Here is a 26550-nt window from a genome sequence, read left to right as displayed (position 1 = left end):
AAGAGGGTCGTCAAACAGGCACGACGCGACTACAGGTACCGGCCCGGGGGCGCCCCTCGACTTCTTACCTGATCATACAGGGCATTGGAGGTTCGGAAGCCGAGGGGCAAGGGACCACGAAGGGAGCGGAGGCCATCACGCTTCTCCGTCTTCCAGTACCTCATGGAATACGGTTTCCCCCGTTTCCATCATTCGGCGGACGTACGGATGACAGAGCTGGCAATTTTCGCCAAAGGTTACGTGGGACTGCAGGGCGTGCACTGAGTCCGCTCCCGTTTCCTCCGCCACCGTTTTTAGGTCAGCAAACGTCTGCTGATAGCAGTAGCAGCGGTCGATTGTCATCATCGATGCGGGGGTCGTGAATAGAACGGACGATGACAGGGAGTCGGCACCGAGGGGCATCACGGGCCGGTTCGGCGGAACGAAATGTCAGTGGGGGCAATCCCCGGTCGCTGAGTGCCGCCAGCGTCGAAGGCGCCAACTTGTTCCCCATTCCGGCGATGCACCGTAATTGTGCCACTGGCCCCGAAAACATCGGAGGCGGCACGGCCGACGTAGAGACGCTCCTCGACGGCATCATATCCGAGCGTTCCAATGGGCATGCCCGAAGCGTCGAACTGATCCGTTATCGAGTTTTCGGCTGCATCGAAGCGAAGGATGGACTGGTCGGCCAGTACAGCGTACGCTTCGTCCGACCGCGAAGCGTAAAAGACGCGCTGTCCCTGCGAAACGGAGGTCAGCATCGTGTCGAGTGGGATCTGAGTGGTAATGTTGCCATTCGATGGGTCCACGACCCGAATGGCTCCATCTGTGCGGTCCTCTACGTTGAAGTTTTCGTCGTAAATCGTTGATCCCGTACAGAAGACCAGAAGTTCATCTTGCTGGTCCATTGCCAGCGAACGGGGCGCGTCACAGTTCATGGGAAGTTTCTGCTCGACTGTCAGGTCCGATCGATTTACGGCAGCCACCGACCCGTCCTGTCCGCCAAGGGCGACGTATACACGCTCACTGGTGGCAAGCACGTCCTCGGGGGAGCCGCCCACGTCGACCGAGTCGACGAGCGTATTGGTCGAGAGGTTGATCTGGTACAGCTTTGGGGCGATGGGAGAGCGATAGTCTTGGCCGGAGACGTAAGCGGTATTTTCGTGTACGTCCAGGTAGCGCGGATTGCGGAGGCCGGAAATTTGAGCGATCTGCTCGTTGGACTCCACGTCGAACACCCCGACGCTATTTGTTTCTCCGAAGAGGAGGTAGACACGGTCATCGTGGACCGTCAGACTTTGGATGTAGGAGGCGAAGCCCGTCCGGTCGGGGGGAATTCGAAGTCGATCGTCGGTAGAGGGGTCATAGACTGTATAGCTACTGTTTTGGTTGCCGAAGCCACCAGCATTGGCAATGTATACGCCAGACGTGACCGGGGGTGGGGCGCCGGAGTCGTCGGCCCCCAACAAGTCACAGCCGGAGAGGAGGAGGGAGAAGGTGCAGACAACAAGAACGAGAAGACGTCGAAGGGGCATTGAAAAAGCAAGGGGTGTGAAGGAAGAGAACAACGGAAGAGCGCCGTTAGGGCGCAATGAGAAGTCGAAATTGGGCGTGTCGGGGGGGCATCGGGTGGTTCCCAATACTCCGATAGTCGGTGTCAAAGACATTCTCGATGTCCACGGACAGCGCGAAGCGGACGTCGGACAGAGAGTGTTCAAGTTGGAGTCGGGTCCGGGTCAGTACGTGCGCATTCAGGAACTGGCGGCCGTCGCTGGTGAGGGGACGACGGCCCGTGTAGCGAGCATTGATCGTTAGGGCGGCAGGACCCCAGGAAACGGTTGAGTAGACCTTCATTTGGTCGCGAGGGACGTATCGGACCCGTTCGTTGTACGAGCTGGAACGGGGAGTCGACCGGTTACGGGCATCGGTAAACGTGTATTTGAATCCCACGTCGAGGGTCGTATTCGGAGTGGGCATCCAGCCCCAAGCGCCGGAAAGCTCACTGCCGAGAGCCCGAACACGGCCCACATTTACAGGAGCCCAGTAGCCGTTGCCCGTTGGCCGCCAGACAATCTGGTCCTGACGCCGGTGCCCGAAGGTCGTCAGCTCGACGTGGCCCCGAGAATGATCAATCCACAGTCCGAGGTCGCCCCCCCAGCTCCGTTCCGGTCGCAGGTCGGGATTGCCGCCGGGTTCCCAGTATCGGTCGTTGAAGGTGGGCACCCGGAACGCGCGTCCGATCTGGGCTTTCAGGCGGAGCGTAGGCCAACTCGGCACGGGCGGCCAGTTAAGTCCCAGACGCGGATTGAAAGCCATACGGGTTTGCCCTCCAGGCATCCAGTACGTGTCGGCACGAAGGGCCGGGTAGAGACGGAGCCGGCTGTAGCGCCCGGTGCCCTCGGCAAAAGCGGACAGACGTTCTTGGTGGGCAGGAGCATCGAGTCGAGGATGGAAGGCCTGTGCGATGCTTCCGGAGACTCCACCAACGGTCGTCCAGTGGTCTGTAACCGGCGTACGCCCAGTTGCGTCGAGCGAGTGGGTCCAGGTGCGTCCGGTCTGGTCGAGTTCTTGCGCTGGATTGGTGTACCGGATGCGGGTATGTTGAGTCATGCCCTGGAGCGTGAGGGTTCCGTCCCCCATCGGAATGCGGTCTTCCGCCCAGAGCCGAAGCTGCGTATCCCATTGTCGCTCGTGCGTAGGCGCAGTGGAAGAGGCCGGAGGGAGGCCGCGCTCCGACCAGCCCGCCCATCCGGACACTCGGAAGCGATGGGTGTCGCCCTGCGATTCTACGCTGCCAAACACGGAGTGCTGGACCCGATCGGCATTTTTCCGTCGCACTGTTTGAGGGGGGAAGTGACCCTCGTCGAGATACGGAAAGTCACCGTCTGTCGACTGGTAGTCGGCAGCTAGCAGCACGGACGTGCTTTTCGAAAGGGGGCCTCCCACGAGCAAACTGCCGCCCCGGGCGCCGAACGCGCCGGCATGCAGCGTACCTCGCACCTGGACGGAGGACTGGGGGCGCAGGGTATGGAGGTGAATGGCGCCTCCCAGGCCATCGGAGCCATGAAGAGGGGACGCCGGGCCGTGCATCACCTCTACGGAGCGGAGGAGAACCGTGGGCAGAAGGGAAAGGTCCAAGTGTCCCAGTTGGGGATTGGACATGCTCTGCCCGTTTAGAAGAAGGGCCGTCTGGGACGCACCGGTTCCGCGGAGGGCAGGAGTGGCGAGGCCGTGGGCTCCGTATCGTCGGACGTAAAGGGCCGCGCGGGCTTCAAGAGCATCTGCGACGGACGCAGCACCGGTCCGAGCGAGAGCGGTAGAGTCTAGTACCGTGACACGGGCCGGGGCCTTGGCGGGCGAAGTTGGAATTCGGCTGGCCGTAACCGTGAGGGGCGGAAGCGCACGCTCCCACTCCACCCGTCCCGTGTCGACCTGCACGGTGTCCACCGCTATAGACTGGGCGGAGGTCAACGAAGTGCAGAACGCCAGAAGAATTCCCAGAAGTAAAACGGTGCGGTACAGCACGGCAGCCATAAGAAAAAGCCCTCACCTCAGTTGTGAGGTTCGGGCGGCTGTACGGGGACCGCACGCGGCTTGGATTGCCACGGACAGGGCGAATCCAGAGCGAGGACGGATCACAAGATGCAGCACGCCCCATACCTCAGCTCCCGGAGGTGGTTGGCGGTGAGAGGCGTATCGACCGGGACAGAGTGATGACCGATCGACACCCTCGTCACGCGCGCAGGCAGGTCTCCTGGCTTGCTGAACGACTCTCATTTGAGAGTGAAGCCAATTCTACGAGCGCGTCTCCTTCCCAAGCCGGGGAGCGTCTTCGGGTGAAGAGACTCCGCCGGAACAGTGGAGCCGCGCTGCAGAGCGCATCGGCCCAGTTCAGCTTACAGTTGCGGGTACAGCCCCAGACTGGTCGTTGGCACATTCCGAAAGCGAATGACGAATCTGTGTCCAATTCGTTCTTCGACGATCGAAACCCACCTCCGACGTCACTGGTGTTCCCTTTTCATCTTGACCGGCACGGCCGGTGCAAGAACCCGCGGCGTGTGTCAGAACAATGTCGCACTTCCAATGATAGGAGGCTGATCGGAGAAAACCAAGATGCAGTCCTTCGTCCCCCTCATTTGTTGAGTTCAATCCTCAAGGATCCGGTCGATTGTGCGTCTATAGCGACTTCGTGAAGAATTGATGCACTGCAGTACTCTTGGCGGATGCCGTCGTGTAGCAGTGCGTTGAGATGGATCAGGATTCCGAAGATTGGTTTCCGTGTCGAGTTCTGAGCTTGTGTATAAAAGGACGAAGGCCAGGGGACGCGGGAACTCGTTGAGTGAGCGTATGCATCCGTCGTTGTCTCATAAGTCTCATTGGGTTCGGTACAGGACGAGTCTTGGGCACCAACGGCAGGCCATGAAAAAGCGTCTGCGACCTACAGGAAAACCGGAGAGGAGGGAGAAAGGGGAAAAGTCCAACGCTATTTTCCCTCTTGAGAGGAGAGATTTGGGGCTGTAGGAGCGCCGATTGTAGATTTTGGTGATACCGAACTCCGGTTTGGGATCGCCGGTAATAGGTAGAGTCGGTTTCTTAGCCCGCAGTCTTTGTCCCATCGGTTTCCCGCTGCTCGTTCTTTTCCGGCATCTGTTTCGACCCCATGGATCCCTTGTCCCTTTTGCGGGAATTGCACCGACACGAATGGCAGACCGGGGTGCGTACAGTGTTCGCAGGGGTCCTATGCGTGTTCACGATGGGAGGAGTCGTGTCTTTGTCCGAGGCGGGCCAGAGGGACGGAGCGCGGAATCTTGATTCCCTGGCAACGGTGCACGCCTCTCCAATCGAACAGGTGCGAACCGATGCTGACGAGAATTCGGTTCCTGATCGGATTGGGGATACGGTGCTCGTTCAAGGGCGTGCGCTGGTGCGCCCCGGGGCACTTCCAGATTCCTCCCTGATTTTTATGCAGGACGCGACGGCAGGGCTTGCCGTGCAGTTGCCCGAGGGACCGAATGTGCGACGAGGCGACAGTCTGCTGGTACGAGGCGTCGTAGAACACCAGTACGGTCTTACGCGGATTCGGGGCCTTGATTATCGACGCGTGGCGACCATGACCGACTATCCCTCGCCGGTACCGTTACCCGTGACGGCTGCCGCCGGTGAGTCGTACGAGGGGCGTCTGGTTCGCGTGCGAGGAAAAGTGATCGTAAACCGTACCAATGATGGGGGGCAGTACGTCCTCCTTGAAGACGAGGCCGAGAATGCAGAGGCCCGACTCGCGGTCTTTGTTCCCAACCGACGGCTCGATGAGATTGACCTTAGCTCCTTCGGGCCTGGAGCGGAGATCGCCGTGACGGGTGTGCTTAGTCAGCACGACCGGTCGGCTCCCTACGACGACGCCTATCAGGTTCTGCCCCGTGACCAGGTCGACTTGGAGGAAACGAGTTTCATGTCGGGCTACTATCAGAGCATTATCATCCTTATCATTGCCGGGGCAATACTAGCCGCAACGGTGGTCTTTACCCTTCGGGTCGCAGTGCGACGTCGCACTCAGCAACTCACAGAAAGTCGAGCGCGATTTCGGCGACTGGCTGAAGCCACGTTCGAGGGCATTCTTCTGCATGAGAATGGGAAGATTCTCGACGTCAATCGGGCTCTCACGGACATGAGTGGCTATAGTCGTCAAGAGCTTCTCGGATGCGACGTGGGAACGATCTTTTCAGATGCAACCCACAATTCCAGCCCCGAAGGGACTATGGAGCGGACGACATCTCCCTACGAATCCGTGATGGTACCAAAACGAGGGGACCGCTTTCCGGTAGAGATTGAGGAAAAGGAAGTGGATCTCGCCGACCGCGACGTTGAAGTCGTGGCTCTTCGTAACATCACCGAGCGGAAGAAACGGGAAAAAGAGCTCCTCCAGGCGAAGGAGGAAGCCGAGAACATGGCCCGCCTTAAGTCGAGTCTCCTCAACAACATGAGTCACGAGCTTCGCACGCCGGTTACCAGCATCATCGGGTATGCGGAGCTCATCGTGGAGGAGCCAGACATCGACCATACGGAGTTTGCCACCCACATTCAGCAGAGTGGAAAGCGGCTGTCCCGAACCCTCCAGGCCGTACTCGACATGGCGAAACTTGACTCCGGGACGATTCGGGTGAGCGAAGAACGGGTGCACATTGCATCGCTTCTCCGTGAGGTTGTGAACGAGCATCGCCCCTTCGCATCGGAGAAAGGGCTCCCGATCCGCATGGACACGCAGGGAGCGATCGCGCTGCGCACCGACCGAGTGCTCCTGCGCCGCAGTGTAAGCACGCTCGTTCACAATGCAATCAAGTTTACCGATGAGGGACGAGTGGACGTGACGGTAGAGCCGGCCGCCTCGGGGGTCCGCATTGCCGTTGCTGATACCGGCATCGGCATTGCCGCAGACTTTCGGACGGATCTCTTTGAGCCGTTCAAGCAGGAATCGGAAGGACGCACCCGTACCCATCAGGGGACCGGGCTCGGGTTAGCACTCACGAAGCGAAGAATCGAATTGATTGGGGGAGCGATTGAGGTGGAGAGCAGGAAAGGAGACGGCAGTACCTTTACTCTCGAGTTCCCCGCTCGGCTCGTTATCGAAGCATCTGCTGCTGGTGCCTCCAGTTCAGAGATCGCGTGAATGCACGACGGATGGGGGCATGCACCAGCGTGCTTCGTTGAAACAAGCAACCGGTTTTGGTGATACTTCTGTTTGCTATGACTCAAACCCTCAAAGATCGACTTCAGCAGACTGAGCCCTTCGACGGTCCCGACCAGGAAGCCATCTTGGGCCTTCTGGTTGCCTCCGCGGCAGTTCGGGGTCGGCTGAATGACATCTGCTCAGAACACGGCATCCTTTCGTCGCAGTACAACATTCTGCGAATTTTGAATGGGGGGCCACCGGAGGGATATCCACGGTGTGAGATCATCGATCGTATGATTGATCGCGGTCCCGATGTAACGCGTCTTGTCGATGAGTTGGAGGAGCAGGGACTCGTTGAGCGGCGCCGATCGGAAGAAGATCGTCGGATGATGATGCACCGAATTACCGAAAAGGGGCAGGAGCGGCTTCACGAAGTGACGGACGACCTCAGTGCAGTCCGCGGTCCGTTCGATGAGACCTTCTCCGATGCGGAGCTGAAAGAGATGGCACAGTTCTGCACGAGGATTGCCCACCGGTTTGAGTAGCAGATCCCCTCTTTTTAGCATCTCTCGTTGTGCTCGGCTCCCAAGTCGTCTGGGTCCGTCTGCCGAACAGGTCTGACGTTGCACTCGCATCGGGGTGAGGGGGAGCTCTCCTCCACGGCAACGGCTTTTCCCCTGCATTGACGGGAGCGTGTGCACTCTTCTCGGGGAAAGCCACCCCCGGCGTTTCGTCCTACGGGCAGAAGAACGAAGACCCCGTAGCGCCCGAACCATCGGCAGGGGCTATCGTTGCAATATAGATGTTGATACGAATCTCGGAGCTTGCCTTCGGGCATCCCATAGTCGCACACAATTCCACTGGTTTTGTCTTCCTTTATGAGCGAAACGACGGACCTTCCTGAGGGGGCTATCAGCGCCTACGCTGCATCCAACATTCAGGTGCTTGAAGGCCTGGAGGCGGTGCGCAAGCGCCCGTCCATGTACATTGGCGACGTGGGATTGCGCGGATTGCATCATCTCGTGTATGAGGTGCTCGACAACTCGATCGACGAGGCGATGGCGGGGCACTGCGATCACATCGAAGTGGAGATCCACGAAGATGGATCGGTGTCGATTGAGGACAATGGACGAGGCATTCCCGTCGATATGCACCCGGCGGAGGACCGCTCGGCCCTAGAGGTGGTGATGACCGTCCTTCACGCCGGCGGCAAGTTCGACAAGGACAGCTACCAGGTGTCTGGTGGACTGCACGGCGTCGGGGTTTCGTGCGTCAATGCGTTGGCGTCCCGCTTCGAGGTCACTGTCCGGCGGGATGGGTCGGTCTGGAAGCAGACCTATCGCTGCGGCGTGCCGAAAGAGTCAGTGCAGGAAGTGCGTCCGATGCGTGCCGACGAGGACACGGGGACACACATCCGCTTTTGGCCCGACGAGGACATTTTTAAGACGACGGAGTTTCGGTTCGAAACTCTGTCGGATCGCCTCCGCGAGTTGGCCTACCTGAATGCGGGTGTTCGGATCCGCATTGAAGATCATCGCGAGGAGGACGAGGAGCTGGCCCGAGAGGAGTACTATTCGGAGGAAGGAATTATCGGCTTCGTCAATTACCTCGACGAGGCGCGCACGCCGATTCTGGACGAGACGATCTACATTGCCGACGAGGATGGGGAGGTCCCCGTTGAGTTGGCCATGAACTACAACGATGGCTACAACGAAAACGTGCTCTCCTTCGTCAACAACATTAACACACACGAAGGCGGGACGCACATTACCGGCTTCCGGCGGGCCCTCACGCGCACGTTGAAGGGCTACGCACAGAAAAACGACATGCTGAGTGGGCTAAAATTTGATCTCTCCGGCGACGATTTTCGAGAGGGACTCACGGCCGTGCTGTCGGTGAAGGTGTCGGAACCGCAGTTTGAGGGACAAACGAAGACCAAGCTCGGCAATTCAGAGGTGCAGGGCATTGTCGAGTCGCTCATCAACACGAAGCTGGGGCGGTGGTTGGAAGATCATCCCGACCAGGCCGATCAAATTATCCAGAAGGTCATCACGGCGGCAGAGGCGCGTGCGGCGGCCCGGAAGGCCCGCGAGCTGGTGCAACGCAAGAATGCGTTCTCGGGTGGGGGGCTGCCCGGAAAGCTCGCCGACTGTTCCACGCGCAATCCGGAAGAGGGGGAGCTCTACCTTGTTGAGGGGGATTCGGCCGGGGGGTCGGCCAAGCAGGCGCGCGATCGCCACTTTCAGGCCATCCTGCCGCTCCGAGGGAAAATATTGAATGTAGAGAAGGCCCGCCTCGACCGCATTCTGGAGCATGATCAAATCCAAAATATCGTTACGGCCCTGGGGACCGGATTGACCTCGACCGAGGAGGAGTTTGATCTTAGCGAGATGCGCTACCACAAGATTGTGATGATGACGGATGCGGACGTGGACGGGGCCCACATCCGATCGCTTCTCCTTACCTTTTTCTACCGACAGCTGCGGCCCCTCATCGAAAAGGGCAACATTTATATCGCCCTGCCGCCCCTCTACCGCATCCAGAGCGGGGGGAATGAGATCTACTGTTGGACTGACGACGAGATGCGAGCGCGCATGAAGGAGCTTCGGGCCGACGGCAAAAGCCCGAGTCTCCAGCGCTATAAGGGGCTCGGCGAAATGAATCCGGAGCAGCTCTGGACCACGACCATGAATCCGGAGACGCGGAAGATTCAACAGGTGACCATCGAAGACGCCGCCGCTGCGGATCGGCTCTTTTCCACTCTCATGGGTGACTCCGTAGAGCCCCGCCGCAAGTTTATTGAGCGCAATGCCAAGTACGCGACGATCGATGCGTAGCGAGGGCGGCGGGAAGAGTGCGAACCGTCGGTCATTCTGTACCGCTTTGCGGAGCCGGCATCCTTAACGGCAAGGTTTTGTTTCTTTGATCGTGGAGCACGTGTCCCCTCAGTCTTCAGACCCTGACGCCGAGTCTCCCCCAGACCTCTCGATCGTGATTCCTGCGTACGAGGAGGCGGCGTCGCTGCCAGAGCTGGCCGAGCGGATTCGGGCGGCGTGCGACGGAGAAGGTCTCTCGTATCAGGTTTGGATTGTCGATGATGGCTCCCGGGACGGAACCTGGGACGCTGTGCAGGCGCTCCATGAAGAGGATCCCCGGTTCGCAGGCCTTCGCTTTCAGCGCAACTACGGCAAATCGGCGGCGCTGGCGGTTGGCTTCGAACGGGTGCAGGGCGAGTATGTGGTGACGATGGATGCGGATCTGCAGGACGATCCTGCGGAAATTCCGGCGCTCATCGATCGATTGAAGGAAGGCTACGATCTTGTGAGTGGGTGGAAGAAAAACCGCAAGGACCCGCCCCGCAAAACCATCCCCAGTCGCTTCTTCAATTGGGTCACTCGTCTAATCTCCGGGCTTCCGCTTCACGACTTCAACTGTGGGCTGAAGGCCTACCGGCGCGAGGTGGTGAAGAGCGTGAATGTGTATGGGGAGCTTCACCGCTACATTCCGCTGCTGGCCAAGTGGGCCGGCTACACACGCATCACCGAAAAGCCGGTGAGGCATCATGCTCGGAAATACGGCGAGACGAAGTTTGGGGTCGAGCGCTTTATTCAGGGCTTTCTCGACCTTGTGACCGTAACGTTTCTCACTCGATTTGCGGTTCGCCCCATGCACTTCTTTGGGGGGCTGGGTACGATCACCTTTCTGGCCGGGTTTGTCATCAATCTCTGGCTCTCGATCGAGAAGCTCGTGTTTGGCAATCCGCTGGGGGATCGGCCTCTACTCCTGCTGGGCCTGCTTCTCATTCTCTTCGGGGCCCAAATGTTTACGACGGGTCTTCTTGGAGAAATGGTAATCCAGCCCCGAATGGAGGACCCGGACTCCTACGTGGTGGGAGAGGCCCTCCTACCGGAAAACGAATCCACTGGGGAGGCGAGTCCGTCGGTAGGACGCACGTAACCGATCTCGTGTGCTATTCGCGATGATTTGGTCTCGCGGCAGGCTCGTTGTCGAGGATAGATTCGATCCGCCCCATCGTCTCTGCATCGAGGTGATCGGCTACGTCGAGGGCCTGCATATTTTCCTCAACCTGGGAGGGCTTGGAGGCGCCCGTGATGACGGTGCTCACATTCGGGGTCTGAAGACACCAGGCGAGGGCCAGTTGTGCAGTCGCGCATCCAAGGTCGTCAGCAACGTCGGATAGCTTTTGTACTTTTTCGATCCGCTCCTCCAGAAGGACGTGGTCTTGCAGCCATTCATAACCCTCGGTGGCGAGACGGCTGTCGTCGGGAATGCCGTCGTTGTACTTGCCAGTGAGCAAGCCACTCGCGAGGGGGCTCCACACCGTGGTGCCAAGGCCGATGTCATCGTAGAGAAGTGAGTACTCCCGCTCCACGCGTTCGCGGTGAAACATGTTGTATTGCGGCTGCTCCATGGTGGGAGGCACCAGATGCTCGCGCCGCGCCAGCTCGTAGGCATGGCGGATCTGTTGGGCACTCCATTCACTCGTGCCCCAGTAGTGGGCATAGCCCTGGTTCACAAGGTAGTTCATTGCCCGCACCGTTTCCTCAATCGGCGTTTCCACGTCGGGCCGGTGGCAATAGACAAGGTCCACATAGTCGGTCTGCAGCCGGTCCAGAGCGGCTCTCGTGCCTTCAAGGATGTGCTTTCGAGAGAGGCCTTGGTCGTTTGGGCCGTCGCCGCCCCAGAAGATCTTAGTGGAAAGGACGAGGTCGGTGCGGTCCCAGCCGTTCTCCTGAATGATTTCGCCCATCATGGTTTCGGACTGACCGCCCGCATATGCTTCTGCATTGTCAAAGAAATTAACGCCGTGGTCATACGCGATCTGCATGCACTCGGCCGCGCGGTCGGTATCGATTTGGTCTCCGAACGTGACCCAGGAGCCGTAGGAGAGGGCAGAGACTTTGAGGCCGGAGCGACCCAGGCGACGATATTCCATGGAAGGGGGAGGGGTGTGCAGAAATCGGAGAACGTTGGAGAAATAAAAAAGCCGCCTATCCCGAACAGGTTCGGAATAGGCGGCGAAGCGGGCCGGACGGGATTTGAACCCGCGACCTCTGCCGTGACAGGGCAGCATTCTAGACCACTGAACTACCGGCCCGTCTTCTCTATTTGAGCACGGGAATATAGACGAGGCGCCGCTCTAGGTTCCGGCGTCAGCAAATGTTCACAGGGCCTGCAACGACCTTTCGGAAAACAGGACTCACATCCCGTAGAACGCCCTTCGGCCCTTTGGGGCCACGGGGCAAGGAACGAGAGCTACTCATCTGTTGAAGGAGCCAGTCGGTCAAGGAGGAGATGACAGCCGTCCGAGACGTCCGCACGGGCCAGGAGGGAAGACCGTTCATCGGGAGGAGTAGGGGCCGTTTGGGCTTGCATCGCCGCGGCACTCCAGGCGGCTTTCGTTTCGGTCCAATCAATGGTGAACCGCAGCCGGTCGCGTCCGCGCCCCATGCTCGCAAAGCGACCGACCAACTGCGTCCAGGGAAGTGCCATGACCGCCTGGGCATCGAGGGCACCGGATCGGAGGGGATTGAGAAGGCCGATCTGTGTATCGTTCCAGTGCACCTCAATCTCTGTTTCGTCCGACGCCCACTCAAAACGAAAGATGGCGTCGTCCGGATAGAAGGCTTCGGATGCATCGTGACGCGCCGTGAATTGCACATCTCCGAGCGATTCTTGGAGCGTCTGCACTCGATTCTGAACCTTGGTACGAGCCTCGTCTTGTGCCTGCTCGTATTCATCGAGCGCCTGCTGATATGCTTTCCATCGGTCCTGGGCGTCCGTGAGAAGCGACGAAAAGTCGCGGAGCCGGGTTCGCAGCGCGTCTTTATATGGTGCGCTCGGCGACCATTCTTGTTGGATGTACGTCTCGAGTTTCAGGTCAACAAGGCCCCGGCAGAGATGGGCGAGTTGTTCGTCGGAGAGAGCGGACGGATCTGTGGTGAGCGCCGTTTGGATCGCTCGGGAGAGGGGAAGTCGCGTGTCGACTTCGGCTTCGTCGAGAAATCGGGAGCGGGACGAGGGCGTAGACAGGTATAGCTGCTGCTGCGTCCTCGTCACTCCGACGTAGAAGAGGCGACGCTCCTCCGCCACATCCGGCGCCGATGCGCCGTCCTGCTTCAGCGGGAAGGTCCCCTCCGTACACCCGGGAAGGATGACGACCGGCCACTCCAGTCCCTTTGCCCGGTGGATTGATCGAATGTCGATTGCGGCGTTGGCTTTCGTCGTGTCCGCCTGCTCGGTTGCAAGGGACCGCACGTCGTTCAAGAGGGCGAGAGCTGTATCGTGGGCGTGGGCGTACCGAATAAGGGATTGTACTGTTTGAACGCGGGCCATTCCCCGCTCGGAGGACGCACTTCGTTCGCGAAGCGCCGTTTCATAGCCGATGGCCTCCACGAGCCATTCCAGTGTGGTGTCTGCCGGAGCGTCGAGACGATGCACCAGTCCTTCGGCGACGTCAAGGAAGGCGTCTACGCGCTCGGCCGTCCGCTCATGCATGTCCGGCAGGTGACGCGCCGTCACGTCCAGTACTGATGTGTGCTGTGCATGCACCTCTTGTACAATGTGGTCGAGACGTCCGCGGGCCACGTACCGGTTTGGGGCATTCACAATCTGCCTGAATCGATCGGTGTATTGCTCGACCTGCTGTGGGGAGGGAAACCCATCGTTTGTCCGGCGGCGGCGCTCCAGCACGGCCCAGTAGAGGTAGCGGAGTAGCGTCTGCACCGGACGCCGACGGTAAAACGGGGCGTGTCCCTGGATGGTGTACGGCAGTTCACGGTCGAGAAGGGCCTGTTCGAGAGGGGGGGTTTGCCCGTACGTGCGCACCAAAATCGCCATTTCATCGAACGAAACCTCCTCCTCGGCCCACAGCCGATGGATTCGATCGGCGATGCGGGCGGCTTCGGTGGCAGGGGAATTTGCCTCGATGAGTCGCGCATCGCCTTCAAAGCCGCGTACGAGACGGATCCGCTTTGAGGAGCGGGTCTCATTGTGACCGATGACTGCATTAGCCAGTACAAGGGGAGCGCCGGGCAGTCGAAAGGAGGCCTGCATCCGGTACGTGGTGGCATCGTACTGGTCGGCGAAGCGGCGGAGATAAGAGGGGGAGGCCCCTCGCCACCCATAGATGCACTGATCGTCATCCCCAATCACCATGAGGTTTCGGTGCCGGGCCGTGAGGAGGTCCAGCAGCTGAAACTGGGCACGGCTCACGTCTTGAAACTCGTCCACCAGCACGTAGTCGTAGGCCTGCTGAAGACCCGCCCGGAGGGCATCCTCACGTAATACTGTTGCCCATCCGTCCCGAACCATGTCGGGGTACGTTAAGGTGCCCGCCGCTCGCCGATGGTGTTCGAAGCGACGATAGAGCATGAGATAGTCCTCGTTGTCGTGTGCAGCCTGCTGTGCACAGTCGCGTCCGTCAGGGGGAAGATCGGCAGCGTCGAGATCCGGATAGGCGAGCTGTTGTTTCCAGGCAGCGATTTGATCCACGAGGTCGGGGGGCGAGATGCCCAGATCGTCCCTGTTCTGGTTTCGCTTGACTGCAAGATCTCGAAGGGCCTGACGGGCAAGGTCGTACGCCGTTGCGTCTGGACGATCGACTGAAGTAGCGGAGGCGCTGTTCGCCTGCCGAAGGATGGCATAGCCGAGGCTATGGAGCGTGCGCACATCGATCCCACGGAGTCCGTGCGCCTCAAGGGCGGCGGAGAGGTCTCGGGTTGTGTCTCGATTGAAGGAACAGGCCAGAAGACGATTCGGGGCTACGTCGCGCTCTCGCACAAGGTGTCGGAGACGGTGAACGAGGGCTGTCGTCTTGCCGGCACCCGGGACGGCAAGGACGACCGCTGGTCCCGTGCCATGCCGGACGACGGTCCGTTGTTCGGCCGTCAAGGTGTCCGGAGTGACCATTTTATTGTCGAGGGGGAACTACGCTGAGGACGACGAAGGAGAGGACTCCGGAGAAAGCCCGAGGGCATTTACAAGTTGCGGCAGCACCTCGCCCGTCTTGCCGTCCACGTGTACTGATGCAAGAGGCGTACCTCGAGTTTCACCCAGATTGACGATGCCCACAGGCCGGTCGGTCTGCGCCGCTTGCCGGACGAAGCGAAAGCCCGAGTAGACCGTGAGGGAGGAGCCTGCGACCAACAAGGCGTCCGACGCTGCCAGGAGGGACCAGGCCTCCTCCACGCGATCGGAAGCGGCATTTTCTCCAAAAAACACGACGTGGGGTTTGAGAATTCCGCCACAGGAGCGACAGTCGGGCACGCGGAACGAGCGGGTCGCCGATCGGGGAAGGTTCGCATCACCGTCGGGAGCAAGGTCAGCAGCCCGTGCCGACCAGCCGGGGTTGAGTTGGGTTAACCGCTCTTGGAGCGTGCGTCGAGAGCTGAGGGCCCCGCAGTTGAGACACCGGACCTCCGCCAAGGCGCCGTGCAATTCCACGACCCGTTCACTGCCGGCGGCTTGATGCAGACGGTCGACGTTTTGGGTGATGATGCCGGTGACGAGCCCGGCTGCCTCAAGGGCGGCAAGGGCTCGGTGACCCTCATTTGGAGAAGCGGCGTCGAAGGTGGGCCAGCCCACGGCACTGCGCGCCCAGTAGTGACGCCGTGTCTCCGGCTCCTCTAGAAATTCGCGGTACTGGATGGGCGTATGGTCGGTGTTCTTCGTTTCGGGCCCGCGATAATCAGGAATGCCGGATTCGGTGCTGACGCCCGCTCCGCTCAGTACGGCCACGGATCGATTCCGAAAAAGACGGGTCAGGCTTTCGAAGCCAATCCAAGGGGCAGGGTGGGGCATAAGAACTTCGGCAATAGAGCAAAAGCGAAACTGCAACGGCGACCACGAGGGGCGGGTTCGGGGCGTTATACCAATGGATAGGGAGGACTGTGCACTTCGCTACGAGGGGCTTCGGAACGACGCGTCCCGAGGCGTGCTTCGCGACGGACCGTCCGTTCCGACAATGGCTTTCAGTGCACATTGATCGTTCGGAGAGAGTATGAGGCGGTGACCTGTGCCGAATCGAGGGTAGAAGGGAATCCACGACGCTTGACCGGCATGCTCCTGAACTCCCCTCTGCACGAGACGTAGAGGATGACCGTAGAATGAGAGAGTTTCCGACTTTGTGGTATCGTTGCCCCATCGGTCGATTTGCCCCTTCCAAATCGATTGGGCCACGTCGGGAGAATCTCTCTCATTATACCTACGCAACGAATGAGCTCTTACTTCCTCTCGTCGATGGCGGACGATACTGAATACGAAGCGACGGCCGGGTGGTACATTGCCCCCGAAAAAGAAGTTGCTACTCCTCCCATTTCTGTTTGGAGTCGTCTCCGACAGTGGGTTTACCACCACGCGGCGGTACTGAAGTACGTCGTGCTTCCAATCGTAATTATTGCGCTGGCGGCCATTGAGATGCGGACGTCGGTGGGCCAGGCCGTGATTTTGTCCAATTGGGCCGGAGCGATGACGTACGAGGTGCAGGCCGGTCCCAGCTCCCGCATCCGCTATCCAGAGCACGGGCCGTACAATGAGCGGATGGGCTACAGCAGCCTGCCCGCCATGATTGAGGGACTGACCGAACGTCAGTACGAGGTTACGGAACAGTCGAAGATGTCTTTGCCGATGGCGTGGACGATGGACCTCGGGTTGTATCCCATCTATCGTCACAAGGACCAGGCGGGGCTGGAAATTCAGGATCACCGGACTCGGAAATTGTTCGAGAGCCCGTATCCCGGCAAGGCGTATACGGACCCGGACTCCATTCCTGACATGGTGTGGCGGTCGCTTCTCTACATCGAAAATCGGGAGTTGCTCGATCGGTCTCAGGAATACAAGAATCCGGCAGTGGAATGGGATCGGTTTGCGCTGGCGGCCTTCCAGCGTGTAGTGTCGGGCGGTGAGGGGCCGGGTGGGAGCACGCTCGCGACCCAGCTCACAAAAGTTCGGCACTCGGTCGGTGGCCGCACGAACTCGGTCCCGGAGAAGCTTCAGCAGATGGCGTCGGCCTCCTTGATGGCGTACCGCAATGGGATGGAGACGCTGAACGAGCGGAAGCACATTGTGAAGGAGTACATCAACCAGCTTCCGCTGGCGGCCACCGCAAATCACGGGGAGGTAAACGGCCTGGGCGATGGCCTCCGGGCCTGGTACGGGAGCGACTTTGATGCGGTGAACGACGTGCTGACGCAGGTGCCCAGCGACTCGGCAATTACGGCCGAGAAGCTGGAACGGCGTGCCATTGCCTACCGGCAGGTCCTTAGCCTCATTCTCTCGACGCGAAGCCCCTCGTGGTATCTCGTTCGCCCGGAGGGGCCCGACGACTTGGCTCGTCTGACGGATCGCTACCTGCCGTTGATGGCGAGGGCCGGCATCATTACGGACCGACTCTGCCAGAAGGCCCTGAAAACGGACGTGACGGTGCTGTCGCGTGCCCCCAGTCGTCCTGAGGCCTCGTACGTGACCCAGAAGGCGGCCAATAGCGTCCGGATGGAACTGCTGCGCAAGCTTCGCATCACGAACCTGCCGGCCCTGAATCGGCTGGATCTTACCGTCCATACAACGTTTGACCGCAACGTCCAACAGGCGGTAGCAGACGTGCTGAGCCAGCTGGAAGATTCGGTTTATCTTCGGGAGAAGGGGCTTCACTCCATGATTGGTGACGGGGCGCCGGAGAACATCAACTACTCCGTCGTGCTTTTTGAGCGCCGCCCTCACGCCAACGTGCTTCGGATGCAGGCGGATAATGTCGACGGTCCGTTCGACGTCAACCAGGGATCGATGCTGGAGTTGGGGTCCACGGCCAAGGTGCGCGTGCTCGTGACCTACCTCGAACTCGTAGAGCAGGTCTATCAGGCGCATGCAGGGAAGTCCCCCGAGATGCTACGGGCCGTGCCGGTCGCCGAGGAGGACAGTATTACGCGGTGGACCCTCGACTACCTCATTGAGACGCCTACGGCCGACCGGGCGCAGGTGCTTGCAGCGGCCGTCGAACGGCCGATCTCGGGTGATCCGGCCGAACGGTTCTTTACCGGGGGAGGCATCCATGTTTTTCAGAACTACAGTCACGAGTCGGACCGGACGATGACCATCCGGACGGCGGTGCAGCAGTCGGCCAATCTCGTATTCGTCCGCATGATGGAGGACGTGGTGAATTACCACATCGCTCGGTTGCCGGGACAGGCATATTCCATGCTAGAGGACCCGAGCGATCAGCGACGGACGGAGTACTTGGAGCGCTTTGCCGTACACGAAGGCAGTTTGTTCTTGAGTCGGTATCTTCGAGCGTACAAGTCGAAGGCGCCGCGCGGAGAAGTGCTGGCGGCGCTCGGTCAACGTCATACCACGTCCGCTCGCCGGTTGGCCTGGGCCTTTCGGTCGGTCTTTCCGGAAGGAGGGCGCGAGGCCTTCGGCCAGTTTCTCCGCACCTACGCGGCGGATGCCGAATCCATTACCTCCGAACAGGTTGAGCAGTGGTACCACGATTCCAATCCAGATGGCATCTCGTGGCAAGATCGAGGATACCTCTCTGGGATTCACCCGCTGGAACTTTGGTTGGTGGGATACCTCTACACGCATCCCGCTGCTGGCTACAGTGAGGTTATGTCGGCCAGCGTGGACGTTCGGCAGAGCGTATACCAGTGGCTCTACGAGAACCGAAAGCGCACGCAAGATCCCCGAATACGCACGATCCTCGAACAGGAAGCCTTTGGAGAGATTCACAAGATGTGGACCCGCTTGGGCTATCCGTTTGAGCGGCTCATTCCCACTCTCGCCACCGCGCTTGGCAGTTCGGCCGATCGCCCGGCTGCCCTTGCCGAGTTGATGGGCATTCTTGTACGAGAAGGGAAGCGTTATCCGACAGTTCGGATCGATTCCCTCCATTTTGCCGCCAATACACCCTTTGAAACCAAATTGGAGCATGAGGTCCCTGCGCCGACGCAGGTGTTGTCTCCAGAACTTTCCCAGGTGGTCTTGGACGTGCTCCAGGACGTTGTAGAACGCGGGACGGCCGTACGGGCTCGTGGGGCTATCACGATGCCGGACGGGACCGAAATGGCGATCGGGGGGAAAACGGGCACGGGCGACAATCGGGTGTACTCGACCGGGGCGGACGGGACGCGTACGTCGGTGGCGATGAGTCGAACCTCCACCTTTGTCTTTAATGCCGGAGAGCGCTTTTTCGGGACGGTCGTGGCGTATGTCGAAGGGCCCGAAGCGGACAATTACCAGTTTACCAGCTCCCTTACCACCTCCATTCTTCAACTCATCGGTCCGCATCTGACCCCGCTTTTGGAGACCCCGCCGGGGGAGGCGGAGGGGGGGAACGCGTCTCTTCAGGTTGCTCGTTCGATGAATACGACGAAGAGTCCCTGAACGTCGGTGGTTGAGGGCCGTGTTTCTCGTTCCGGACGACCTTTTCGTCGCATAACCAGTTGCAGGGGGCGGATTGTCTTCCGTTCTTAACTGCACCCTGGACCCTGATGTCGAGTGGCCTCTCTGCGTGGTTGGGCGTTGACCGCCGAATTCTTGCCTTGGCCATTGCTCGGATGGCCGATGCAATGGGCAACTCCTTTCTCGTGATTGTGCTGCCGCTCTACGTGGCCAGTGATCTTGTGGGTGGGGGGACCTTCGGCGTGCCGACTTCCCTCATAGCAGGAGTCGTACTCGCTCTGTTTGGTATTGCCAGCAGTATTACCCAGCCTCTCGCCGGTCGCCTCTCGGATCGAATGGGGCAACGAAAGTCGTTCGTGCTCGGCGGATTACTGGTCTTTGCCGTCGTGAATCTGTCGTTTGTGGGGGGGACGCACTACTGGGAGCTTTTTCTGCTCCGCATTGTGCAGGGGATGGCAGCGGCGTTCACCATCACGGCCAGTATAGCCCTCGTGAATGAAGGCAGCCGGGCCGACAACCGCGGCGGTCACATGGGCATTTACAACTCGTTTCGGCTCGTCGGCTTTGGCAGTGGGCCGCTACTGGCGAGTGTGTTGTTGGAGATGGGGCCGTTTCAGCTTTTTGGCCTTTCGGTCACCGGCTTCGAGGCGACTTTCGGACTTGCGGCGCTCACGGCCATCGTGAGTGTGGGGCTGGTTATGCTTCTCGTGGAAGATCCGGACGAGACGTCGCCCGCGCCCCGCAGTCTTGCCGTTCGCGTCTGGGCGCGCCACGGACGGGGGCTCGACCCGATTTTTGCACTCGGGCTCGCGACGCTGGTCATGGCGGCCTGCATTGCAATGCTCTCAGCCATTGAGCCGGAAGTGAATCACCGCTTGGATCAAGGGCCGATCTTGTTTTCCGTGGAGTTTGTGGCGCTGATTGCAGCCCTCGCGGCCCTTCAGCCCTTTGTGGGGCGAGCCAGTGACAGTGTGGGCCGCCGTCCGTTCATCATTATGGGACTCATCGGTCTTGTGCCCACGACCGTGCTCCAGGGGTTTGTAACCGCCCCCTGGGAGATGATCGTTCTTCGCGTGTTGCAGGGAGGGGCTGGGGCAATGGTGTTTGCACCGGCCCTTGCGCTGGCGGGAGACTATACCACGAAGGGCCAGTCGGGGGCGCAGCTTTCCGTGCTCACGGTGGCCTTCGGGTTGGGCATTGCAGCCGGACAGCTCTTGGCAGGCTTTTTCGTGCAGTATGGATTTGCGGTTCCCTTTGCGGTAGGGGCCGGCTGTGCTGCGGGGGCCGTGGTCCTGGTGCTCACGCAGGTGCACGATCGACACGGAGAGCCCTCGGCGGAGACCAGTGCCGGGTGAACACGGACACGAAGGAAGGGACAGCCAAGAAAAAACCCCAACCTCTGCGGGGGAGCGGAGGTTGGGGCGGGAAAGAGGGGGGAAACGAGGCTATGCGTCGTTCTCGTCCAGCAGGATGTCCTTCAGCTTCTCAAATTCCTCACGCTCGAAGGAGAGGCTGTACTTGCCGGGCTCCTCGTCGTCACCCACTTCCGTGAGCGGCTCGACATCCGACGATTGCACGATCTCGATGAACCGGTCCGGCTCCATCTCGAACGCACCAGCAAAGTCCTCGGCTGTGGCGGCATAAATGCCACCGTACGATTTGATTTCACCAGTGGAAAAATCTTCGGCGTCCTGGGGCTTGAAGCTAACTCCTCGCATATGGGTTGGGTTGGGTTCGTCTGGCAGAACATAGGCGGAACCGCTACTCCATACTACTCAATCGATGCGGCTCTGCAAAGTTTCCCAATACGGGTGGAAAGGAGGGTCGTTCAGAGCATCTCCGTACAGGTTAGGCCGAACCGGGAGGCATTAAGGAGCTCTGTAGGCATGAATCGCTGGCGCCGTCCACCGGTTTGAGGGGAGTCCACCACCATCAGATCGTATACCGTATTCTGAATGTCGAATCCTGACGCGCGACAGACCGATTGGGGAGCTGCAGAATCGTGGGGGCATTCGGGGGAGATCGATTCGGCAAGGTCTCGATGGTCTTCGACGCAGACCTGGCGTGCCTGGGGGCGCCTGCTTCGAATGCGGCTCCGCTGGTGGACAAACGGGCACGTGGTGGCAATGGCCCTCGCATGTCTCGTGTTTGTCGGGTCCCTATGGGTCATTGGGCGAGAGTTGCAGGGGTTCGAGTACGCTGAAGTGTGGGGGTACTTGCGCGATCTTCCGCTTTCGTATGTGGTCACGGCCCTTGGGCTGACGGCTCTCACCTTCGTTGTCCTTACGGGGTACGATGCCCTAGCTCTGCGCTATGTAGATGGGCACCTTTCCACGCGTCGGGTTATATTTTCGGCGTTCATTGGATACGCCGTGAGCCAAGCAATCGGGAACCCCATTCTGACGGGCGGGTCGGTACGCTATCGGCTGTACTCCTCGTGGGGGCTATCGCCTGCCCAGGTGGCCAAAGCGATCCTTTTCGCTGGGGTCTCGTTTTGGCTCGGATTCTTCACGCTTGGGGGAGTCGTGTTGCTCGTGGTGCCTCTCGAACTGGCCGCGGCGTTCAATCTTCCCTTTTCCCCCGCGATATTAGGGATTCTGTGCCTTGTGCCAGTCGGAGGGTATGCGACGATGACCGTGCTCCGGACCGACGCATTCATCTTTTGGGGCTGGTCCTTTGACATTCCGCCGCAGTGGATGCTCCCGGTGCAGGTGGGGCTTGCGGCGGGAGACCTAACCCTGGCGTCGTCGGTCGTGTATGTGTTGCTGCCTCCGGAGATTGGGCTCTCCCTGCCATATCTCGTTGTGGTCTACCTAATTGCTTTGATCGCAGGCTTGGTGAGTCACGTTCCCGGAGGGCTTGGCGTGTTCGAGGGCATTATGCTGTTGTTGTTGACGCCTGAAGTGCCGGCGCCGATCGTGTTGGGCACCCTGTTGGCCTATCGGGGCATCTTTCATCTGCTTCCCCTTCTTCTTGCCGTACTGGCATTCGGGGCCTATGAATTGCGTCGCGGGGTACGGGAGATGACCTAATACCGGTGATTGAGAATGGGGATGCCCGTGGGGGCAGAGCGGGGGGAACTGTCGCAAGGCGCGCCCCGGTCGCTTCATCCAGAAGCCTGGCACTCTATCCTCAGCATTTCTACGGTCAGTCTCGTTGTGGGGTGGGGAGAGTCCCCACAACGTTGGGGGGCAGGGCCCGTCCCCGAAACACAAGGGCACGGGTTGCAGATCCGCGTCAAATTTGCCACTCTAAGGATGGGCGAATTCACAGTTGTGAACATCCAAAAATGATTGGGGCGGCCCCGGTCATCCCAGGCTTTTCCATCCCCGGCAAAACCGAAGGGGCATTCTACATCAACCCTGACCGCACTATGCTTTCAATCCAGCGCATTCTTTGGCCGACGGACTTCTCACAGGGAGCCGAGCATGCTTTTCCCCACGCTGCTGCTCTTGCCCACTGGCATGACGCGGAACTCCACATATTGAACGTGCGGGAGGGAGAGACGGAGGTTCGACAGGATATGGCAGAGCAGTTTCCGCTTTCCAGTGGAACGCTCGGCAACCTCCTGCATAGCGGCGATCCGCCCTCACAGCCCATCGATCTTGAGGCCCTGTCTCTTCAGCAGGAGCAGGTGGATGCACCATCTCCAGCGGAGGCCATCGTGTCGTATGCGGATGAGCACAACGTGGATCTCGTGGTGACCGGCACGCACGGGCGGCGGGGACTCCAGCGCATGCTGATTGGCAGCGTGGCGGAGGAGGTGCTCCGTACGGCCTCGTGCCCAGTCCTTACGGTTCGGGCCGGTGAAGAGCCGGCATCGGCCTGGAACGTCCGGAATATTCTGGCCCCGGTCGACTTTTCTGACGAGTCGACCACGGCGGTGCGGCACGCCAAGGAACTGGCTCTGACGTACGGGGCCCAGATCACGCTCCTTCACGCAGTAGAAGAGGTAATGTATCCGTCGGCCTACGGTATGGAGATGGCCGATGTCCCCGGCCCGGAGGTTGTGGAGCGGGTGGAGCGCTCTCTCGCCAACATGGCCCGAGAGGAAATTGGGTATGAGCACGTGGTTGCGGAAACGACCATTGGCTATGCTCCCTCCGTCATCCTCGACTACGAAAAAGAGAACGACGTAGATCTCATCGTTATTGCTACCCATGGGCGCAGCGGGCTCGAACGGCTCCTGCTCGGAAGCGTGACCGAACGCATTGTCCGACGTTCCTCCGTGCCCGTGTTCATCGTCAAATCCTTTGGAAAATCCCTTTTGCCAGCCGCCTCGTCAGAGGCCAACGCTTAACAATTGGATTCCCATTCGATTCTGACCACGCTGACGCACTTGTCTATGACTCTCGACAACATTCTTCTCCCGACCGACTTTTCGGCCTGTGCCGATCACGCCCTCACCCACGCTGTGGAAGCGGCCGATCGGTTTGGGGCACGGTTGCATCTTCTCCATGTCGTGAATGAATTGGATCCGGACTGGTACGGCATCACCGATGCCCAGGATCGGGCCGTAAAGTTGCGTGAACAGATTCGGGCCGAGGCTGAAGAGCGGTTGCAGAAATTGGCACCGGAGAAGGACCACGACTTCGACACGACGGTCTCGCTTCAGCTTAGTTTCGACGTAGCGGACTCGATTCACGAGTACGTGGAGGAGCGAAACATCGACCTCGTGGTGATGGGCACCCATGGCCGGAAGGGGCTTGATCGGCTAATGTTGGGCAATGTCGCCAACAAGATCGTCCGTCACGCGCCCTGCCCGGTCATGACGGTGCGTGAAGAGGTGCCCTGGACGGACGAAGAGGAGGAGGTGACGTACCAGGACATTCTGGCCCCAACCGATTTCTCCGATCACTCTAAGGATGCCCTCCAGGCGGCGAAGACGTTTGCCAGTGCGTATCAGGCGCGTCTACATCTCCTTTTCGTGGCGGAGCAGCGCACCGTACCTACCTTCAGCGATACTGGAATTCCCGGAGTTGGGGTCGTTGAGATGGATCCGGAGATTGTAAAGAATGCCGAACGGGCACTCGAACAGCTCGACAAAAATGTCGGAGGCCCAGAGGTGGAAAGCGCCTATCACGTTCGTGAGGGAAACGTCTCTCGGGACGTGGTAGACTTTTCAGAGACGCGCGGGGTCGATCTGATTGTCATGGCCACCCGAGGGCTGACGGGCGTGAGCCGGTTTCTTCTCGGCAGCAATACCGAGCGCATCGTACGGGTGGCGCCCTGTCCCGTCCTCACGATTCCAACGGATCCGGATGAGGAGCAGCAGGACGCGTAAGGGATGATTCCACCCCACATTCCATAAGCCAGACTGTTAGTTGCTCGATGGAATGGGACCCGGATCACTGGAGCCCGGGTCCCCATGTTGTTCGGAGGTGTGGGGCCACTCGTCTTTCGGTTGCGGTGTCGATTCTTGGTTGTTCATCTCCATCGACTGATCAACCTCAAAGGTCTTCGTCTCAGCAGCGGGGGGCTCGGAGGAGTCGGAGCTGGCAGTAGTGACGAACATAAAGACCGGAGCCAACACGACGCTCGACAGAAGGGCCCACATTAAACTTTGCGTCCAAAGATCTTTGTGGGTTGCATCGAACATCACGCCGAGAAAGCTGGCGAGAAGCCAGAGTCCGACGAGGACTGCTAGCGAGTTGAACAATCGTTTCATGACGGCTACAGTGGAGGGTAAGGAAGCCACCGACATTTCGATCCGGCGCAGGCGAGGGACCAATCCAGTATCGTATATGGGACCCCGAGAATAGAATTGCCCCGGAAAAACTATCTGGAAACGTAGATTCCACTCCTATCCAAATCAATCAGTTCTACGTATCTTCATGTTGTGGGGCTCTGCTTCGGGAGGCGTATTGACGAAATGAGGCTTCCGCTGCTGGTCCCTGTGGATCGGTCACGAAGGGAGGGGGCGGAACTCATTTCTTATTCAACGTCGAACAATGAACAGGGCCTTTTTTCGATTGTAGGAAGTCAGACGCAGTTTTCGTAGGCCGACAGCCCTTCATGACGTTTTACGCCTTCGGACTTAATCATGAGCATGCGTCCGTGGCCCAGACGGATGCCTTTGCCCTAAGTGTTGACGAGCAGCAGGCGCTGTACGACGCCCTCATTCTCAGTGAGGACGCCGAGGTCGTGTTGCTTTCCACCTGCAATCGGACGGAGGCCTATCTGTATGGGCGGGACCCGGACGTGCAGCGGGTAGAAGCTGCTCTTGCACGGATAGCGGAGACGCCCTGGCCGGAGGAGGCCGCCTTTCGACGAACGAATGAGGCCGCAGTTCGGCACCTCCTTCACGTAACGTCGGGCCTGAACTCTATGGTGCTGGGCGACCAGCAGATTCTGGCGCAGATGAAGGACGCGTATCAACGCGCCGTGGACGCCGGGCACGTGCATTCGGTGATGCACCGGCTTTTTCACACCGCGTTCCGGGCGGCCAAACGTGTCTCAAATGAAACGACTCTCTCTCGCGGGGCGGCATCGGTGTCGACGGCCTCCGTCGAAATGGCGCGGCAGCACTTTGCGGATCAGGCGGACCGGTCGCTGTCCGAGATTCGGGTCTTGCTCGTGGGGGCGGGAAAGATGGGACGTCTCGCCCTCAAGTCCCTCCGGGAGGACGCGCCTGTCTCTGTGCAGATAACGAACCGGTCAATCGACCGGGCCCGTGAGGTGGCGGAGACACACAACGGCACGGTTGTGGGATGGGCTGAACGCCATCAGGCGGTTGCCGAGGTTGATCTCGTGATTGTGGCCACGGGGGCACCGGAACCGATTCTCCAGGCGCCACACGTTCCGGAACCGGATGCACCGACGGCCTCTCCTCTTCTTGTCGACATTGCCCGGCCCCGCAATGTGGATCCGGCGATGGATGCTCGGTCGGGGTATACGGTTTTCGATCTTGACGACCTGAAGGCCTGGACCGAAAAGGTGCAGGATCGCCGTAGCTCTGCGGTGCCCGATGCGGAAGCCATTTGTGAAGATCTCCTCAGTGACTTCGTCACTTGGGTGTTTCACCAGCAGGCCCTACAGCCTGCCATTCAGGCCATTCGGGACACCTTCGACTCCATTCGGGAGCAGGAGGTCGACCGACATGCACATCGTACCGACATGGACCGGGAGGAGGTCGACCGGTTGACCCAGTCCATCATGCAAAAGCTGCTCGCCGTGCCCATCGTTCGGTTGAAGAACGTCGATCCGGACAGCATTGACTTTGTGCAGGGCATCGAGCTTCTCCACGCCCTTTTTGCTCCTTCCGACGATTCGGGCGGCCGGTCGCTGCCGAGGGCCTCTGAGGATGAGAAGCCAACGCTTTCCGATGCGCCCTCCCGGTGTCCGTATCTGACCCACAATTCCGAGGAGGGGAGTGCCGAGGCCAAGTCCGTTCACCAGGCGCTCCGGCTGGCCGAGGCTTCGAAGGCGTCCTCTGATGAGTAATTTGAGGACCGGGGATTCCGGTCGGCGAGGGACGCCTCCGA

General features: G+C 59.8%; 18 protein-coding genes, 1 tRNA gene and 1 riboswitch. Of the genes, 10 read left to right on the top strand and 9 right to left on the bottom strand.

What is annotated here, in order from left to right; all coding sequences use genetic code 11:
• Positions 1–135: 135 nt before the first annotated feature.
• The 3 genes from BSZ35_RS02180 to BSZ35_RS02170 are packed head-to-tail and all read right to left on the bottom strand — an operon-like array spanning position 136 to position 3516.
• On the bottom strand, positions 136–345 hold the full coding sequence (locus BSZ35_RS02180; RefSeq protein WP_258096034.1) for a (2Fe-2S)-binding protein: 210 nt from the start codon (positions 343–345) through the stop codon (positions 136–138).
• Between the two features lie 56 nt (positions 346–401).
• On the bottom strand, positions 402–1517 hold the full coding sequence (locus BSZ35_RS02175) for a hypothetical protein (RefSeq protein WP_105010921.1): 1116 nt from the start codon (positions 1515–1517) through the stop codon (positions 402–404).
• Positions 1518–1563: 46 nt separating this feature from the next.
• Positions 1564–3516: a TonB-dependent receptor gene (locus tag BSZ35_RS02170; RefSeq protein ID WP_105010920.1), complete on the bottom strand. Its 1953-nt coding sequence runs from the start codon at positions 3514–3516 to the stop codon at positions 1564–1566.
• 192 nt (positions 3517–3708) lie between these two features.
• Positions 3709–4050, bottom strand: a riboswitch (cobalamin riboswitch).
• 757 nt (positions 4051–4807) lie between these two features.
• Here BSZ35_RS02170 and BSZ35_RS02165 point away from each other — a divergent pair.
• The 4 genes from BSZ35_RS02165 to BSZ35_RS02150 all read left to right on the top strand — a co-directional run bounded on the left by BSZ35_RS02165 (position 4808) and on the right by BSZ35_RS02150 (position 10606).
• Positions 4808–6646 (top strand): PAS domain-containing sensor histidine kinase, encoded by a 1839-nt coding sequence (locus BSZ35_RS02165; RefSeq protein WP_219846566.1) that lies wholly within the window; start codon positions 4808–4810, stop codon positions 6644–6646.
• A gap of 77 nt (positions 6647–6723) precedes the next feature.
• Positions 6724–7194, top strand: a complete 471-nt coding sequence (locus BSZ35_RS02160; RefSeq protein WP_105010918.1) for a MarR family transcriptional regulator — start codon at positions 6724–6726, stop codon at positions 7192–7194.
• 333 nt (positions 7195–7527) lie between these two features.
• Entirely contained in the window at positions 7528–9486 is a 1959-nt protein-coding gene (gyrB, locus tag BSZ35_RS02155; RefSeq protein ID WP_105010917.1) for a DNA topoisomerase (ATP-hydrolyzing) subunit B, read from the top strand.
• 91 nt (positions 9487–9577) lie between these two features.
• Positions 9578–10606, top strand: coding sequence for a glycosyltransferase family 2 protein (locus BSZ35_RS02150; protein ID WP_105013682.1), 1029 nt, complete (start codon positions 9578–9580; stop codon positions 10604–10606).
• Positions 10607–10619: 13 nt separating this feature from the next.
• On the opposite strand, the gene BSZ35_RS02145 is transcribed toward BSZ35_RS02150, so the two are convergent.
• From BSZ35_RS02145 to BSZ35_RS02130, 4 genes are all read right to left on the bottom strand, one after another.
• Positions 10620–11606: an aldo/keto reductase gene (locus tag BSZ35_RS02145; protein WP_105010916.1), complete on the bottom strand. Its 987-nt coding sequence runs from the start codon at positions 11604–11606 to the stop codon at positions 10620–10622.
• An 88-nt stretch (positions 11607–11694) separates the two neighbouring features.
• Positions 11695–11768, bottom strand: a tRNA-Asp gene (locus BSZ35_RS02140).
• A 158-nt stretch (positions 11769–11926) separates the two neighbouring features.
• Complete coding sequence (locus tag BSZ35_RS02135; protein WP_105010915.1) at positions 11927–14581, bottom strand: ATP-dependent helicase; 2655 nt, start codon at positions 14579–14581, stop codon at positions 11927–11929.
• An 18-nt stretch (positions 14582–14599) separates the two neighbouring features.
• Positions 14600–15472, bottom strand: coding sequence for an NAD-dependent protein deacetylase (locus BSZ35_RS02130; protein WP_105010914.1), 873 nt, complete (start codon positions 15470–15472; stop codon positions 14600–14602).
• 414 nt (positions 15473–15886) lie between these two features.
• Between BSZ35_RS02130 and BSZ35_RS02125 the strand changes: the two genes are divergently transcribed.
• A complete protein-coding gene (locus BSZ35_RS02125; protein WP_105010913.1) occupies positions 15887–19048 on the top strand; it encodes a transglycosylase domain-containing protein in 3162 nt (1053 codons plus the stop codon).
• Between the two features lie 107 nt (positions 19049–19155).
• Positions 19156–20421, top strand: coding sequence for an MFS transporter (locus BSZ35_RS02120; RefSeq protein WP_105010912.1), 1266 nt, complete (start codon positions 19156–19158; stop codon positions 20419–20421).
• Positions 20422–20511: 90 nt separating this feature from the next.
• Here the strand turns inward: BSZ35_RS02120 and BSZ35_RS02115 are convergent, their stop codons facing one another.
• The gene (locus BSZ35_RS02115; RefSeq protein ID WP_105010911.1) at positions 20512–20784 is read right to left on the bottom strand and encodes a hypothetical protein; all 273 of its coding nucleotides are present in this window, start codon (positions 20782–20784) and stop codon (positions 20512–20514) included.
• A 237-nt stretch (positions 20785–21021) separates the two neighbouring features.
• Here BSZ35_RS02115 and BSZ35_RS02110 point away from each other — a divergent pair, with 237 nt between their 5' ends.
• From BSZ35_RS02110 to BSZ35_RS02100, 3 genes are all read left to right on the top strand, one after another.
• On the top strand, positions 21022–22098 hold the full coding sequence (locus BSZ35_RS02110) for a lysylphosphatidylglycerol synthase domain-containing protein (RefSeq protein WP_105010910.1): 1077 nt from the start codon (positions 21022–21024) through the stop codon (positions 22096–22098).
• 341 nt (positions 22099–22439) lie between these two features.
• Positions 22440–23366 carry a universal stress protein gene (locus tag BSZ35_RS02105; RefSeq protein WP_105013681.1) on the top strand — a complete coding sequence of 309 codons (927 nt, stop codon included), beginning with the start codon at positions 22440–22442 and terminating at the stop codon, positions 23364–23366.
• 45 nt (positions 23367–23411) lie between these two features.
• Entirely contained in the window at positions 23412–24350 is a 939-nt protein-coding gene (locus BSZ35_RS02100) for a universal stress protein (protein ID WP_105010909.1), read from the top strand.
• 36 nt (positions 24351–24386) lie between these two features.
• On the opposite strand, the gene BSZ35_RS02095 is transcribed toward BSZ35_RS02100, so the two are convergent.
• Positions 24387–24734, bottom strand: a complete 348-nt coding sequence (locus BSZ35_RS02095) for a hypothetical protein (RefSeq protein WP_146109974.1) — start codon at positions 24732–24734, stop codon at positions 24387–24389.
• Between the two features lie 347 nt (positions 24735–25081).
• Here BSZ35_RS02095 and hemA point away from each other — a divergent pair, with 347 nt between their 5' ends.
• Positions 25082–26509, top strand: a complete 1428-nt coding sequence (gene hemA / locus BSZ35_RS02090; protein ID WP_105010907.1) for a glutamyl-tRNA reductase — start codon at positions 25082–25084, stop codon at positions 26507–26509.
• Positions 26510–26550 lie beyond the last annotated feature (41 nt).

It is taken from the genome of Salinibacter sp. 10B (assembly GCF_002954405.1).
Lineage (GTDB): Bacteria > Bacteroidota > Rhodothermia > Rhodothermales > Salinibacteraceae > Salinibacter.
Note: the sequence above shows the minus strand (reverse complement) of the source record. Positions and strands in the feature narration are given on the sequence as shown.